This is a genomic window from Gordonia sp. NPDC003950 (assembly GCF_053605205.1).
This window is the reverse complement of the sequence record NZ_JBSGIT010000036.1, coordinates 22,504-38,494: the sequence shown is the minus strand read 5'-3', so window position 1 is coordinate 38,494 and position 15,991 is coordinate 22,504. Positions and strand designations below refer to the sequence as shown.

Below are 15,991 nucleotides of genomic sequence, written 5' to 3'. Positions count from 1 at the left end.
GTTCAGACGTGTTCTCTTCAGATCTCGCCAGCGGTGGGCAACACCCGCTGGCCGAGTGCCGACGAGCTTGCGAGTCGGTGTATCCGCCGGGCCGAGCTTGTCGAGGTCGAGGCCACCTCCGCCACCCCCGCTGGTCGAGTGCGCCGCGCGAGCGAAGCGAGCTCGTCGCGTATCGAGACCACTTCCGCATGCCGAAAGCGAAACCAGCCGAGCGGCAACCGAAGCCAACCCTGCGGGAACCGACAGCGTTCATCCCCACCACATTCCACGCCGGAAGAACTTGTCGGTGCCCCTCGCTACACTTGACTCAGTTCAGTTGGAGCGACCGAGCAGAGGAGGTGAACACCATGGCCGACACTATGATTCAGACCAATCAGGTCCCGCAACTGTCGATGACCGCCGACGACGCCACCATGATCGATCACCTCCCCGTCGAGGCGGCCACCGCACTCGCCCGACTGTTGCAACGCCAGGAACGACAAGTGATCGCACGGAAAGTGTTGTCGGCGGCGCGGATCGGGCACACCGTATACGACGAGATGCTGCTCTCGGGCCATCAGACCAACGTGCACACCACCGGTGCCGTCGACAAAGCCGTCACCGGCAAGGTATCGACCACCCTGGGTGTCTCGGTGCCGCAAGCCACCGCGTGGATGACGCTGAGCTTTCTGCTGTCGACGCTCCCGACGGTGACCGCCGCGTTCCTGGACGGTGACCACTGCCTGGAACGTATCCGCATCATCGCCAACGAGATCGGCGTCCTGTCCGACGACGATGTCCGCGCCTTCGCCGAAACCCGTGCACTGCAGCTCGCCGAACGCAATCAGGCGGATACGACATTGCGGGATCAGGTCGTCGAGATGGTGATCGCGCTGGATCCTGACGGTGCCGCCGACCGGCGCGAGGAAGCCGCCGCACGCGATCAGAACGTGCGGGTGCGTCGGGATACCAACGGGCACTGCAGCATCTCCGTCTACGCCCCCGGCGAGATGGGTGCCCACCTGGCGGCGCGGATCGCGAAGATGATCAGTGAGCGGATCTGCCCACGTGATCCGCGTCGTCAGGGTCAGGTGCAGGTCGCGGCATTCGCCGAAATCCAAGGACTGCCCGGCGCGCACCTGTCGTGCGAATGCGGGCGAGGCGACTGCTCCCGGGCGATCCCCTTGCCGGAGGAGCCGAGTGGTCTGACCGACCTCGACATCGACGTCGACGAGACTGATCCGTCCGACGATGTCGATGCGGACGCCGACGTAACCGACGATCTCGAGACGACCGACGATGCACAGTCGGACGCTGATGGTGACGCCGATGTCACCGACGATGCCGAGACGATCACCGACGACGACGCTGACTTCGATGCAACGGATACCGAAGAGGCGCAACCCGACACCGACACCGAAAGCGATTCGCAGTTGTCGCTGTCGTTGATCACCGATCCGTCCGGGCAGCGGGAGGCCCGGTTGGAGTACTTCGGCGTGATTGACAACTCCCACGCCCGATCGCTGATCAGCTCGGGACAGCTGGTCACCGTCAGCGAGTTTCCCACCCTGGACATCCCCACCATCAACACCGCCACCTCACTCGATCGGATACCCGCGGCGTGGCGTCGCCTCGACGATCCGTTCCCCGCGGCACCGATCGACCCCACCGGACACGGCGGACATCTGCTCCCACCATCGGGTGCGTTGACGTATCGGATACCGGCATGGTTGCGGGAGAAGATCATCGAGTTGGATGGCACCTGCCGGTACCCGCATTGCGGCCGCCCGGCCAGTGAATGCCAGATCGATCACCTGGTGAAATTCGTGCACCAGGATCCGATAACCGGTGGCTGGACCGTGGAATTCAACCTGATGCCGCTGTGTACCCCGGACCATCAGAGAAAACACATGGGATTGTTGATCCCCACCATGCTGTCGGATCGGGCTGTCATCTGGCGCGACCCGGTCACCGGGGAGACCATCACCACCTATCCGCGGTAGGTCACTGCCGTCGGGTGATGTTGCGCTGCAATCGGTTTCCAGCTCCATGTTGCGTGGTCTCGACACGCCACGGGCTCGCAAGCTCGCACGAGGCGGCTCGACCGGCGGGATGGGCCGCTCGACCGGCGGGAGTAAGGTTGCGCTGCAGTCGGTTTCCAGCTTCGGGTTGCGTGGTCTCCTTGCGTTGAGCTCCGTCGAAACGACCTCGACAAGCTCGGCCCGGCGGACACGCCACGGGCTCGCAAGCTCGCACGAGGCGGCTCGACCGGCGAGCGGGTGGCGGCTCGACCGGCCCGACGGCACGTCGGCGGGACTCGGCCTACGGCCCCGTCAGGTGCTGGTACAGGTATCGTCCGGTCACCGAATCCGGGTTCTGTGCAACCTGTTCCGGTGATCCCACCGCGACGATGCGTCCGCCGTCGGTGCCACCACCCGGGCCCATGTCGATGATGTGATCGGCGTTGGCGATCATGTCGAGATCATGCTCGATGACGATGACGGTGGCACCCCGGTCGGTCAGTCGGGTCAGCACCGCCAGCAGGGTGCGGACGTCGAGCGGATGCAGCCCGACGCTCGGTTCGTCGAGGACGAACACGGCATCGTTCTGATTGCGGTGCAACTGATTCACCAGCTTCAGGCGTTGCGCCTCCCCACCGGAGAGCGCCGGGGTCGCCTCGTTGAGCGTGAGATACCCCAGGCCGAGTTCGTCGAAGGCGCGCAGCCTCCTGGTGACCCGCGGCAGTCCCGTCACCACTCCCACGGCGTCCCGGATGGTATGGCCGAGCAGATCCGGTAGCGCGAGGCCGTCACGACGAAAGTCTTTGGCCCGTGGCCCGTAACGGCTTCCGTCGCAGTCCGGGCAGACGATGTCGACATCCGGCAGGAACTGCACGTCGAGCGATACCTGACCGGTACCGTCGCACCGCGGGCACGCCAATGATCCGGTGTTGTGGGAGAAGTCGGACGCGGTCAGCCCCGCAGCACGGGCCTCATCGGTGGCCGCATACGCATCACGCAGATCGTCCATCACCTTCGAGTAGGTCGCGACTGTCGAGCGGACGTTGATGCCGATCGGCGTGGCGTCCACGACATGCACCCGGATCTTCTTGCCGGATACGGGTTCCGGGACATCGAGGCGACGCACGTGGCCCGGCATCCGAGCGGCCTGGCCGGCGGCGTGTGCGGTGAGCGCCGGCACCAGCGAATCCAGGACCAGCGTCGTCTTGCCGGAACCGGACACCCCGGTCACCGCAACCAACCGTCCCACCGGGATGTCGACGGCGAGGTCGTGCACGGTGTGAATGGCCGTCGTCTCCAGATGAAGCGTACCGAGGTCGAAAACCGTATCCGGAGAGCACTTCTCCCGGATCACGACGGGTTCATCCCCGGTCAGGAACCCGGCGAGCCGCGATGCCGGTTCGGCGGCGAGTTCACGCACGCCGCCCTGTGCGATGACCCGTCCACCCTCGGTACCCGATCCCGGGCCGATCTCGATCAGCCAGTCGGCACGACGGAGGATCTGCACGTCGTGGTCGACGAAGACCACCGAATTGCCGTCGACGAGAAGATCATCCATCACACCGAGGAGGCCGTCGATGTTGGCCGGATGCAATCCGATCGACGGTTCGTCGAGGACGTAGAGCACCCCGGTGGTGCGGTTGCGCACGGCGCGGGCCAGCTGGACGCGTTGCCGTTCACCGGTTGACAGCGTGGCCCCGGCACGATCCAGGGTGAGGTAGCCGAGTCCGAGTTCGATGAGTCGTTGCGCCATGCCGAGCAACGTGTCCACCAATCCCTGTGCCATGGTGCGCATCTCGGCGGGCAGCGTCGGCGGGATCGTCGGCGCCCAGTCGAGCAGATCATCGAGGGACAGTGCGGTGACGTCGGCGAGGTTCTGCTCGCCGATCCGCGGGGCACGGGCCGCCTCACTCAGGCGGGTGCCATGACAGTCGGGGCACACCCCCTCGGTGAGGAAGCGGCTGACCCGCGCCAGTCGCTTCTCGGTGTCGGCACGTCTGAGTTCCTCGGTGACGGTCAGCCGTGCGTTGCGGAACGTGAAGTCCAGGTCGTGGATACCTTTCCGAGAAGCGAAGGTGATGTGCTTCTTCTCCTCCGGGCCGTCGAGCACGATCTCCCGTTCGGCGTCGGTGAGATCGCGCCACGGGACATCGGTGCGCACCCCGAACTCCCGGGCGATGGTCGGCTGGACGTTGAAGCCGAACATGTTCCACGGGACCACCGCGCCCTCGTCGAGGGTCTTCCCCGGATCGGGAACGAGCGCGGCGTCGTCGACGGTGCGGACCACGCCGGTGCCCGAACACGTCGGGCAGGCCCCGCCCGAGTTGAACGCCAGGGCTTCGGCGCCGGGCGCGTCGACCTGCGCCCCACACTCCGGGCAGAAGAACGGGACCTCCGCGGCGACGTCGATGGAGGGCGGCACGTAGTGCCCGTTGGGACACCGGTGCGAGGCCAGTCGCGAGAACATCAGTCGCACCACGTTGAGCAGCTCGCTGGAGGTGCCGAAGGTCGACCGCACGCCCGGCACGCCGGGTCGCTGCCGCAACGCGAGGGCGGCCGGCACGTGTTCGACGGAATCCACCGCGGCCCGCGGCGCGTGCGCCATCCGCCTGCGGGTATAGGTCGAGAGCGCCTCGATGTACCGCCGCGCGCCCTCGGAGTAGAGCACGCCCAGCGCCAGGGAGGATTTCCCCGACCCGGACACCCCGGCGATCCCGACCATCGTCCGCAGCGGGATGTCGACGTCGACGTCACGCAGGTTGTTGACGCGCGCACCACGTACGGCGATCTCCTCGGGTGCGGCGTGCTCGGCGCGTCGGGTCACCGTGTCCAGAGTAGGTTGGGCGGTCATGAGCAGCAATGAGTTCGATACCGACCCATACTTGTGGCTGGAGGACGTCACCGGCGACGACGCCCTCGAGTGGGTGCGGGCGCACAACGAACCGACGCTGGCCGATCTGACCGACTCCGACCGGTTCCGCGAACTCGAGTCGCAGGCACTGGAGGTGCTCGACACCGATGACCGCATCCCGTATGTCCGGCGGCGTGGCGGGTTCCTGTACAACTTCTGGCGCGATGCGACGCACCCGCGGGGACTGTGGCGACGCACCACCCTGGAGTCCTACCTGACCGACTCCCCGGACTGGGACGTGCTCATCGACGTCGACGGCCTCGCCGCCACCGACGACGAGAACTGGGTGTGGAAGTCCGCGACGATGAACTGGCCGGACTACGACCGCGCCCTCATCTCGATGTCGCGGGGCGGTGCCGACGCCGCGGTGATCCGCGAATTCGATGTCGCCGCCCGCAGTTGGGTCGAGGACGGCTTCGCGCTACCCGAGAACAAGTCGTCGATCTCCTGGATCGACCGCGACACCGTCTACGTCGGAACCGATTTCGGCCCGCAGCCCGACGGCGCGGGATCGCTGACGACGTCCGGGTATCCGCGGATCATCAAACGCTGGACCCGCGGCACCGCACTCGACGACGCACCGACGGTGTACGCCGGGGAGGTCACCGACGTCACCGTCAGTGCCGTCTACGATCACACCCCCGGTCACGAACGTCACTTCGTGGGCCGCGCCACCGACTTCTTCAACGAGCTCGCCTACGAGTTGCGAGAGACCGAAACCCATGGCGCCAAAAACCATGGAACCGAAACGATTCTCATCGACATCCCCACCGACGCACACTTCGTCGTGCACCACGACGCGATGTTCGTGCGCCCCCGCACGGACTGGGAGGTCGACGGCGTGGTGCGCGCCGCGGGCACTCTGCTGGTGTTCGACTACCCGGCCTTCCTCACCGGAAACCGCACGCACACAGTGCTGTTCACCCCGGACACGCACACCAGCCTGCAGTCGTTCACCTTCACCCGCTCACACCTGATCATGCTCACCCTGCATGACGTGCACACCGAGGTCACCGTCCTCACCCTGGGTGACTGGACGCCCGTCGAGCAGCGAGGACTGCCGGATCTGGCCACCGTGTCGGTCCTCGACACCGACCCCGACCACAGCGACGAGGTGTTCTGGTCGGCGACGTCGTTCACCGAACCACCGAGCCTGCTGCACGGCGAGTCCGGCGGCGAGACCACCGTCATCAAGCACACTCCGGCCTTCTTCGACGCGGATAAGGTTGTCGCCGAACAGTTCTTCGCCACCTCCGACGACGGCACCGCCATCCCCTACTTCGTCGTTCGCCGCACCGACGTCACCGCCGGACCGACCCTGCTCTACGGCTACGGGGGCTTCGAGAACTCGCTCACCCCCGGCTATCTCGCGCTGGCCGGACGCAGCTGGATCGCCCGCGGCGGCATCTACGTCATCGCCAACATCCGGGGCGGCGGCGAGTACGGGCCGTCGTGGCACACCCAGGCACTCAAGGCCGGACGCCACCTGGTCTACGAGGACTTCGCCGGCGTCGCCAAGGATCTGGTGTCCCGCGGCCTGACGACACACGAGCAGTTGGCCGCGCAGGGTGGCTCCAACGGCGGATTGCTGATGGGTGTGATGCTCACCCGGTACCCGGAGTTGTTCGGTGCCCTTGTCTGCCAGGTCCCGCTGATCGACATGCGTCGCTATCACCTGCTGCTCGCGGGCGCCTCCTGGATGGCCGAATACGGCGACCCCGACAACCCCGACGAGTGGGCCTATATCAGCGAGTACTCGCCGTATCAGAACCTCGCGAAGGACCGCACCTATCCACCGATCCTGGTGACCACGTCGACCCGCGACGATCGGGTACACCCCGGACACGCCCGCAAACTCGTTGCGCGACTGGAGGAGTACGGCCACACCGTGTCGTACTACGAGAACATCGAGGGCGGCCACGGCGGTGCCGCCGACAACAAGCAGTCCGCCTTCAAGACCGCCCTGGCCTACGAATTCCTGTGGCGCACGATCGGAACCGCCGAGTAGGCAACGGGACTCAGCGGTACACGACGACCGCCGCCGGCCGCACCGACCGCTCCCCGACACGCAGTCCCGGACGCAGCAGTTGCGCGACGGTGCGCGACTGCGCGTCACCCTCGGTCGGGACGGTGTCGACGGCGTCCATGGTGGCGACGTCGAACGCATCCCCGACGCGCGGCACCACGACGAGGCCGCCGCGGCCGACGATCAGCCGATCGAGCCCGTCACGCAACGCGGTGAACGCCGCCCGATCGGTCTCGCCGTCGGCCCCCTCGGCGCACGCCGCGGCATCGGAGTACAACGCCAGCAACTCGACGAGCAGCGGCAGGTCCGCGGTGGCGGCGCCCGCCCGCTTCGCGTCGGCGTCGACGAGCCGCTCAATCGTCTGCGCCTGACGCGCGATCACCCGGGCCAGATCGGACACCTGCTCGTCGAGACTGCGGAGCTGCTCGGCGAGCCCGCCCCCGTCTTCTGCTCCTGTGGTCATCCGCGTAGCGTAATCACACCGCCCACCCTCGCTCGACCACCCTCGGGGCGCCTTGGTCGCTGTTACGATCGCCGACCGTGGGCGTATACGGGATCGACCTGGGGACGACGAACTCTGCCATCGCGGCGATGGATGCCGACGGCAGGCCGTCGGTCGTCGCCGACTGGAACGGTTCGCCGACCACCCCGTCGGTGATCCTGCTGCCCTCGGCACACGACCACATCGTCGGCGAAGCGGCCCGCCGGCAGGCGCGACTCGACCCGGACAACGTGTGCACGCTGGTCAAACGGCGGATGGGCGACGCCGACTGGCGGTTCGTCGCGCACGGTCAGAGTTGGTCGGCGCCGGCCATCTCTGCGTTGATCCTCAAGTCGCTGGCCAGTAGCGCGGAGTTCGCCGGTCAGAAGGTGGAACGGGCCGTCATCACCGTGCCCGCCTACTTCGGCGACGAGGAACGCCGTGCCACCATCCAGGCCGGCACCTATGCCGACATCGAGGTGGCCGGCGTGTTGTCGGAGCCGATCGCCGCGGCCCTGTCGTACGGATTCAGTCGTTTGACCGACGCCCTGGCCAAGGGCACACCGGATGAGACCGTCCTCGTCTACGACCTCGGCGGCGGCACCTTCGACGCCACCGTCATCGAACTGGCCGACCGCCGGATCTCGGTACTCGCCGTCGACGGTGATCACCAACTCGGCGGCGCCGACTGGGATGAACGCCTCGCCCTGCACCTGTCCCGGGCCTTCTGCGCCGAACACCCCGATGCCGAGGACCCCCTGGACGACTCGGCCGGTTCGCAGTCGCTGATCCTGGCCGCCGAACGCGCGAAACACGAACTGACCGAGGCGGAGTCGACGTCGGTGATCGTCTCTCACGACGGCCAACGGTCGGTCATCACCGTCACCCGCGCCGAACTCGAGGACCTCACCGCAGGGCTGCTGGCCCGCACCATCGATCTCACCAAGGCCTGTCTGGCCGCTGCCCGCGACCGCGGCGTCACCCGCGTCGACCGCATCCTGCTGGTCGGCGGTTCGTCCCGGATGCCCGCGGTGGCACGCGAACTCACCACCGCGCTGGGCATCGTCCCGGAACTGTCCGATCCGGATCTCGCGGTGGCCAAGGGCGCCGCCATCTACGGCGAGAAACTCGAGATCGAACGTCTCGTCGCCGCCGACCTGCAGACCCGCGGGCGCCTGCCCGCGCACGGTGGCATCTTCGACGCCGACCCGGCCGATGTCGACGCCGCCGCGTCACGGGTGGCGCGTGCCTTCGCGATGCCGGTGGCCGGCGTGCGGCGGATGCTGGAGATCTCCGTCGACACCGTCGTGTCCCGGGGTTTCGGCATCCTCGCCGTCAGCGGCCGCAGCGGTGACCTCGAGGTGACGTGGCTGGTGCACCGCAATCAGCCGCTGCCCATCCGGGTCCGACGCTCCTTCGGCACCGTGCGTGCCGATCAGCGACGCATCGAACTGACCGTGATGGAGCAACTCGGGCAGCAGGCCTCCCCACTCCCGCAGGATGCGAAGGTGCTCATCGAGGGCGCCATCGACGACATCCCGTCGGGCTACGACGAGAACAGCGAGGTGCGGGTGACCTTCGAGATGGGATTCGACGGTGTCCTGATCGTGACGGCCCACCACATCGACGCCGACCTCCCGCTGCGTCTGACCGCGAGAACCGGTGCGACGCTGTCACAGTCGGAGGTGGCCCGCGAGCTCGACCAGGTACACCGCAGCCGGCGCCGGGACGGTTGAGCGGTATGCAGCCGTTCGTCGGGAACGACTACCGCAAACGCGTCCTGGCCGCGGTCGAACGCCGCGGCGGAGTGGACGAGTCGGATTCCTTTGAGCTGTACGACCTTCCGCTCGAGCAGGCCGCCGATCTCACCGACGACGCGGTCCGGATGCGACTCGACGAGGTGTGGGCGTTCTGGCAGAAGCATCGCGATCACCCCAAGTACCGGGTCCTCGTCGAGCAACTCGTCGCCGAACATCCGCAACGCAGCGCACCGCTGCGGGAATCCGCGTCCCGGCTCGCCGAGGCCCGGATGATCACAGACCGTCGTCGGCGCCGCGACGAGGATCGATATGCGTTGCTCGACAAAGCGATCGAGCGCCTGATCGGCCGCTACGGCGGCATCCCGACCAGCAAACGCGGCGGGCTCGACGAGATCGGTGCGATGGGCGGACTCAGTGCCGACGAGGTCGCCACCCGTGTCCGCCGGCATCGGGTCATCGACGATTCCCCGGCAGCTCCGCCGGAGACCACCGCGCCCGCCGCCCCGGCCCTGTCGGCGCACCGGCTGGCCCAGATCACCGAACTGCTCGCCGAGTTCAGTCGACGCGGCAGCGGCCCCGCCTCACACACACTGCTGGCGGTGCTCGGTCTCGACACCGACGACGCCACCAACCTCACCGAGATCACCCTGCGCGCCGAGGCATTGCAAAGCCGCGCACGGGAACTCCCGGCCGGGCGGATGCGGGCGCTGATCGACGAACTACTGATCACCATCAACGATGTGTTGCTCGGCGGCCCCGCGCTCGCCGACGCCTACCTGGCCTCGGTACGGGAATCGGTGGGCGCACACCTGCGACCCCGGATTCGCGCCGCCATCCTCGTCGAGGATCGTCTGCACCCCGACGACCGTCAGTACATGCTTGAGGAGGCCCGCGACCTCGGCCTCGGCACCCGGGATGCGCGGCGCCTCATCGACGACATCACCCGGGAGTTCGGCGGCGAGGTGGACACCGCCGGCGAAACACCGCCACCACCCCCGACACCGACACAACCGGCACCAACACCAACACCAACACCGACACCGCCCCAGGGTGACTGGCAACGGTCCCTCCGCTCCGCACGGCAGGCCCTGCGCAAGGGCAACCTCGACGATGCCCGCACACGATGCGATCAGGCCCGGTCGTTCGCCGGTGACGACGACGCCGCGCGACGCCAGATCGAGGCCGTGGCCGACGAGATCGCCCGCGCGTCACGCGCGCCCGCAGCACCGACTCCCGTGACTCCCTCTGCCCCACAACCGAATCCGGCCGACGTATCCCCCACACCACCGACGGCCGCGCCCGACACCACCCCCGCACCACCGTCGAACGTGCACGAGGCCTTCGCCAACGGGGCGGTCGTCGTCGCATGGGAACCGTCGCCGACGCCGGGTGCGACCTACCGCGTCACCCGTGTCGATCGCACCGGCCGCCGACAGGTGGTGGGCCGCACCGCGACCACCGAACTCGAGGACGGTGGCACCCGCCCGTCGGAGGGGCTGCCGAGCTACGAGGTCACCGCCTCCGTCGACGGGATGCACTCGGCACCGGCGGTGTCGTCGGCCCGCGCACCCGAAGACCGATCCGCGAATTCACCCGCCCCCGCCCACACCGCACCGACCACCCGCACACCCCCATCCCGCATCCCACCACCACCCGCGCCGCCGTCGCCGACCCCACCACCGGCCCCGACCGCCGATCTCCCCGACATCACCGACGTGGCGGTGACCGGTGATCTGCTGACGTTCACGTGGCCGGCGGGTGTCACCGAGGTGATGGTCGTCATTCGGTCGGATGCACCTCCGGAGAACCCGCGGGACCCGGCCGCGGTGAGCAAGAAGGTCACCAACACGCGATACGAGATCGACGGCGGCTACCGGATTCCGGGCTCCGCCGCACGTCCCGCGCATGTCGCCGTCGCCGCCTGCCGTCGTGTCTCACCGGAGACCCTGACTGTGGCCGCACACTTCGGCCCGGCGGCACGGGCACGGCTCTGAGCCGACCCCCACTCCGCGTTCACCGCGTTTCGCTAGGCTGGGCCACACTCAAATCGGACAGCAGTGATCATCGAGGATTCGACGACGATAGGGGTCGAGGGACTTCCATGGGTATCGACTACACCAAGCGACCGAAGGCGCAACCATATCCGGCACAGCCGGGCCAGCAGCCGTATCAGCAACCGCCGCAGGCACAGCCGTATCAGCAGCAGCCGCCGGCACAGCCGTATCAGCAGCAGCCGCCGGCCGCACCGCCGGTCTCGCTGTCCAAGGTGACGCTGACCAAGTCGGCGCCCAGCGTCTCGCTGACCAAGCAGGGATCGGCGACCGGGCAGGTGCGGATCAACCTCAACTGGACCTCCAGCAAGGGCGGACTCTTCCGTCGCGCGGCCGGCGTCGACCTCGACCTGGCCTGCATGTGGGAGTTCACCGACGGCAGCAAGGGCATCGTGCAGGCACTCGGCAACGCCTTCCAGGCGCCGTACGAGGGCCGCCCGATCATCTGGCTCGACGGCGACGACCGCTCCGGGTCGAATACCGGCGGCGAGAACATGTACATCGACCTGTCGGCGTCGAATCAGATCCGCCGCATCCTGATCTTCGCCTACATCTACGAGGGCGCTCCCAACTGGGCCGCCGCCAACGGCGTGGTCACCCTGTTCCCGGCCAACGGCCCGCAGATCGAGGTGCATCTCGACGAGGCCGATCAGAGCGCGATCTCCTGCGCCATCGCGATGCTGGAGAACCGCGGCGGCGAACTCGTCATCAACCGTGAGGTGCGCTACATCCGCGGGTCGCAGTCCAAGGTCGATCAGGCCTACGGATGGGGCCTGAACTGGAAGGCCGGTCGCAAGTAGCCCTCCCCGACGCACCCCGGCAGTTATGCCACCACTCACACCGGGGTGCGTCGATGACCACCGATCACGTAGCGTGAGCGGTTGTCATCGCACTCAATCGGGGGATTGTGCACCGTGTCTGCTGTTGGTTCGTCTGTTCGCTTCTCTGTTCGTCGTTGTCTCGCTTACACTTTCGCGCTCATTACGGTGGCCGTCGGGGCACTTCTGATCCCGGGTCCGGCGCATGCGGCGCCCGATCCGTTCTACGCCACCGCGCCACCGCCACCCGACGCCCGCCTCGGCTCGATCGTGCGGATCGAACCGACGCCCGGGGCCGGCATCGCCGAGAAGGTTCCGGGTACTCGCAGTTATCGGCTGCTGTATGTCACCACCGGCCCGCGCGGGGGCCGCACCACCGCGAGTGGCTCGTTCTTCATCCCGCCGGACGCCATGACCGCGAGCACTCCCGACGGGCACCGCTCCCTGATCGGCATCGGGGTCTCCGACGAGAGCATGGGCGCCTACTGCCGGCCGACCACCACACTCACCCGTGATTCCGTGCTCGACCGCGCCGTCGGCATCGCACCGGTCAACTCGACGGTGGCGGCGCTGCGGGCCGGCCACGCGGTGTTCGTCGCCGACCTCGCCAGTGACGGCGTCGCACCGGCCCCCACGTTGCTGCCCCGGTTCGACGGGCACTCGATGCTCGACGGTCTGCGAGCCGCCCTACAGATCCCCGGGTCGGGACTGACCGCGTCGAGCACCATCGGCATCTTCGGGCCGTCGGGCGGTGGCAGCCAGGCCGCCGCGGTGGCCGCCGAACAGGCCGCGACCTACGCCCCGGAACTGCACATCCCGGCGATCGTCATCGGGCAGATGGTGCCCGATCATCGAAACTTCATCCGCGCCAACGACGGTGGGGTCGGTTCCGGTTTCGCCTTCGCCGACCTGCTGGGCCTCGAGGTCGGGCATCCCGAGATGCGCATCGACGAAAAACTCACCCCGGTGGGTCGCGGCATCGCCGAGGTCTTCCGCTCCGGATGCGCGACACCGACGTACATGACCCTGGGTGGGGTGCCGTTGAGTGCGCTGTTCCTGTCGGGCCATTCGCCGTATGACGACCCGGACTTCCAGCCCGCCTTCGCCGCCGCGGCGTTGGCGACGCCGACCTCACCGTCACCGACGGCGGCGCTGCGGATGACGCGGTGCGATTCCAACGTCTCACCGATCGCGGTCACCCCGGTGGACGATCTCCGGCGGGCCGTGGACACCTACCGGGCGGCGGGCGTCGAGGTCAGTGATCGGGTCGCCGTGTGCCTGGGCGGTCCGCGCGACATCTACGCAGCGGACCTGCCGTGGCTGCTGGCCCGCGTCTGAACCGCCGCAGGCTCACCACCGGATCCCATTGTGCGCCAGGGCGTCCCCGGGTGATCGGATACCACGCGAGACCGATGAGGACCGACGAGGCGTGCCCGATCCCGGTGAAGGTGATCTGCTCGGCCAACGGCAGCCCGTAGACGAGCGCCACACCGGCGAGGTACACCCATCGCCAGGGCCGCACGATTCGGTAGGCCAGCACACCCACGATCGCGGCCAGGAAGTAGCTGACCCCGACGTCGAGCACGTTGACCATCGACGGGCTGCGCAGTCCGGCGTCGATGGCGCGGTCCAGTGCGCCTTCGCTGAGGAAGGTCGCGGCGACGTGGGCGCTGAATCCGACGACGAACCACCGCACCGACCCCAGCCATTGCTCGGCGGGCCGATGAAACACCAGGAACAAGATCAGGTACGGGAACCACCACTGTCCGTCGATCCAGAACAGGCTGGCGACGAGGACGTGGAAGGCCTCCAGCGGATCGCTCGTGAGGTGCGCGATGTTGGTCGAGCGGTCACCTAGGGCGTCGTCGAGTTCTCTGGGGGTCAACGAATGCTGGATGGACGTGGTGACGAACAGGATGATCAGCCAGCCGAACGTCAGCGGAGCGCCGCGGACCTGCCGCCACGCCGCGCCCGCGACTCGCCTCGTCCATGCGCTCACGTCTCACCCCGCAGGTCTACATGCGGGCGGGGCCGCGGAACGCGACACGGGCGATGAGACCGAGGACCATCACCACGGCCCCGGCGATCGCCGCGATCACCGACCACTGTGTGAGGTCATCGGCGAGGGCGTCGGTGGTCAGGCGTACAACGGTGTTGTCCGACCCGGACGAGGAGACCTGCCGGTCGACGATGGTGGTGGCGTTGAGCGCCACCAGCCAGCAGGCCAGCGCGGCCAGCAACGCACCGATGCCCAGCCAGATCAGCACGGTACCCCGACGTCGCGCGATGATCAGCGCGAGCACTCCGGCGACCACCGCGACCGCCACGGAGACGTATCCGATGGTGGTGATCTGGGTGCCGATGAGGTGATATCGCCCGGCCTCGAGGCCGCGCTCGGTCATCTCCACCTGGATCGGTCCGTCGACGCTCACCGTGAACGGCAGGTTGGCGCCCTCGAGTGCCCGGTTGACCATCGCGGTGATGTCCAGCTGCATCGTCTGGTCGGCCGAGCCGCTCGGCGCCGGGTCGAAGAGCCAGTCATGTTCCTGGCGGACCAGGTCGGTGAAGTCCGCCGGGAACTGCGCACTCTTGGTGTAGTTCTGCGCGACCGGCGCGATCACCGCCGACGCCCCGGGGAAGCTCACCCGCGAGGACACCTGCGCGGTGATCTCGTCGGCGATGTAGTCCTGAACCTCGGCGTCGTGGGCCAGCGGCGCCACGACGGAGACGAAACCGTCGTCGTCGACGATCCGCTGCGACACCCACATCGAGGGCAACGCGACGACGATCGCGGCCATCGCGATCAACGTCAGCAGGGCACTGAGAAACGTTCGCACCGGGACGAGGCTACCGGTCGGCGCGGACCGTCACCGGCGAGCGCACGCCGCGTCACTCATCGACGAGGTCACGTGCCCGCCCGACGATCCGCGGGTCCGGGGTGCCGACGAGTTCATGGTTTTTGCCCTTGTACTCGAACAGGCTCAGGACGTGACGCATCGCGTTGATACGGGCACGTTTCTTGTCGTTGCTCTTGACCACGGTCCACGGGGCGATGTCGGTGCTCGTCTTCTCGAACATCGCCTCCTTGGCCGCGCCGTAGGAGTCCCACTTGTCCAGCGATGCGAGATCCATCGGCGACAGTTTCCACTGCCGGACCGGGTCGATCTGGCGGATGGCGAACCGGGTGCGCTGCTCGAGCGGGCTGACCGAGAACCAGAATTTCACCAGGTTGATGCCGTCATCGACGAGCATCTTCTCGAAGGCCGGGACCTGATCCATGAACTGGTCGTACTGCTCGGGTGTGCAGAAACCCATGACGCGTTCGACGCCGGCGCGGTTGTACCAGGACCGGTCGAAGAAGACCATCTCGCCGGCGGCCGGCAGATGCTGCACGTACCGCTGGAAGTACCACTCGGTGGATTCCCGCTCCGATGGCTTCTCCAAAGCGACGACGCGGGCGCCGCGCGGATTGAGGTGTTCGTTGAACCGCTTGATGGTGCCGCCCTTGCCGGCCGCGTCGCGTCCCTCGAACACCAGCAGGTGGCGTTGCCCGGTCTGCTTGGACCACTTCTGCAGCTTCAGTAGCTCGATCTGCAGACGCCGCTTGGTCACCTCGTACTCGCGGCGACTCATCCGCTCCTCGTACGGGTAGTCCTCACGCCAGGTGTCGACGACGTTGCGTTCGGGCAGCGTCAGGAGTACCGGGTCGTCGTCATCGTCGTCGTTGACCTCGAAGTTGGTCGTGTCATGCAGATCGACGAGCTGTTGAAGGGCCTCGCGTCCGTTCAGCTTGCTGAAGTCGGGTCCCAGGGTTTCGAGATCGGTTAACTCGGTCACCACTCAACGATATGCCGCACGCACGAACGCCGTGTATCGAAGGGGTGAACTGCAGTTCTTCGGCGCCAATTGGGCAGGTTTCTGCGCGTCATTGGGCAGTTTCTGCG

Annotated in this window: 11 protein-coding genes; 6 read left to right on the top strand and 5 right to left on the bottom strand. The window is 67.6% G+C overall.

Going from position 1 to position 15,991, the window contains the following annotated elements; all coding sequences use genetic code 11:
• Positions 1-347 precede the first annotated feature (347 nt).
• On the top strand, positions 348-1,982 hold the full coding sequence (locus tag ACWETB_RS22675; RefSeq protein WP_452213803.1) for an HNH endonuclease: 1,635 nt from the start codon (positions 348-350) through the stop codon (positions 1,980-1,982).
• 319 nt (positions 1,983-2,301) lie between these two features.
• Here the strand turns inward: ACWETB_RS22675 and ACWETB_RS22670 are convergent, their stop codons facing one another.
• The gene (locus tag ACWETB_RS22670; RefSeq protein WP_452213801.1) at positions 2,302-4,851 is read right to left on the bottom strand and encodes an excinuclease ABC subunit UvrA; all 2,550 of its coding nucleotides are present in this window, start codon (positions 4,849-4,851) and stop codon (positions 2,302-2,304) included.
• Between ACWETB_RS22670 and ACWETB_RS22665 the strand changes: the two genes are divergently transcribed.
• Positions 4,850-6,919, top strand: a complete 2,070-nt coding sequence (locus ACWETB_RS22665; RefSeq protein WP_452213799.1) for a prolyl oligopeptidase family serine peptidase — start codon at positions 4,850-4,852, stop codon at positions 6,917-6,919. The genes ACWETB_RS22670 and ACWETB_RS22665 overlap by 2 nt on opposite strands.
• 10 nt (positions 6,920-6,929) lie before the next feature.
• Here the strand turns inward: ACWETB_RS22665 and grpE are convergent, their stop codons facing one another.
• Positions 6,930-7,400, bottom strand: coding sequence for a nucleotide exchange factor GrpE (gene grpE / locus ACWETB_RS22660; RefSeq protein WP_449742211.1), 471 nt, complete (start codon positions 7,398-7,400; stop codon positions 6,930-6,932).
• A gap of 77 nt (positions 7,401-7,477) precedes the next feature.
• On the opposite strand from grpE, the gene ACWETB_RS22655 reads away from it, so the two are divergent.
• The 4 genes from ACWETB_RS22655 (at position 7,478) to ACWETB_RS22640 (ending at position 13,385) form a co-directional block, all read left to right on the top strand.
• The gene (locus tag ACWETB_RS22655) at positions 7,478-9,154 is read left to right on the top strand and encodes an Hsp70 family protein (protein ID WP_452213796.1); all 1,677 of its coding nucleotides are present in this window, start codon (positions 7,478-7,480) and stop codon (positions 9,152-9,154) included.
• Positions 9,155-9,159: 5 nt separating this feature from the next.
• Complete coding sequence (locus ACWETB_RS22650; RefSeq protein ID WP_452213794.1) at positions 9,160-11,172, top strand: hypothetical protein; 2,013 nt, start codon at positions 9,160-9,162, stop codon at positions 11,170-11,172.
• Between the two features lie 107 nt (positions 11,173-11,279).
• Positions 11,280-12,029 (top strand): TerD family protein, encoded by a 750-nt coding sequence (locus ACWETB_RS22645; protein WP_452213792.1) that lies wholly within the window; start codon positions 11,280-11,282, stop codon positions 12,027-12,029.
• Between the two features lie 186 nt (positions 12,030-12,215).
• Positions 12,216-13,385 (top strand): lipase family protein, encoded by a 1,170-nt coding sequence (locus tag ACWETB_RS22640; protein WP_452213790.1) that lies wholly within the window; start codon positions 12,216-12,218, stop codon positions 13,383-13,385.
• Here the strand turns inward: ACWETB_RS22640 and ACWETB_RS22635 are convergent.
• From ACWETB_RS22635 to ppk2, 3 genes are read right to left on the bottom strand one after another with little or no spacing between them, the layout of a single operon-like run.
• Complete coding sequence (locus ACWETB_RS22635; RefSeq protein ID WP_449742216.1) at positions 13,303-14,046, bottom strand: rhomboid-like protein; 744 nt, start codon at positions 14,044-14,046, stop codon at positions 13,303-13,305. The two genes, ACWETB_RS22640 and ACWETB_RS22635, sit on opposite strands and share 83 nt — an antisense overlap.
• Before the next feature lie 16 nt (positions 14,047-14,062).
• Positions 14,063-14,884, bottom strand: coding sequence for a Trp biosynthesis-associated membrane protein (locus tag ACWETB_RS22630; protein WP_449742217.1), 822 nt, complete (start codon positions 14,882-14,884; stop codon positions 14,063-14,065).
• A 52-nt stretch (positions 14,885-14,936) separates the two neighbouring features.
• Positions 14,937-15,884: a polyphosphate kinase 2 gene (gene ppk2, locus ACWETB_RS22625; RefSeq protein WP_348805165.1), complete on the bottom strand. Its 948-nt coding sequence runs from the start codon at positions 15,882-15,884 to the stop codon at positions 14,937-14,939.
• Positions 15,885-15,991 lie beyond the last annotated feature (107 nt).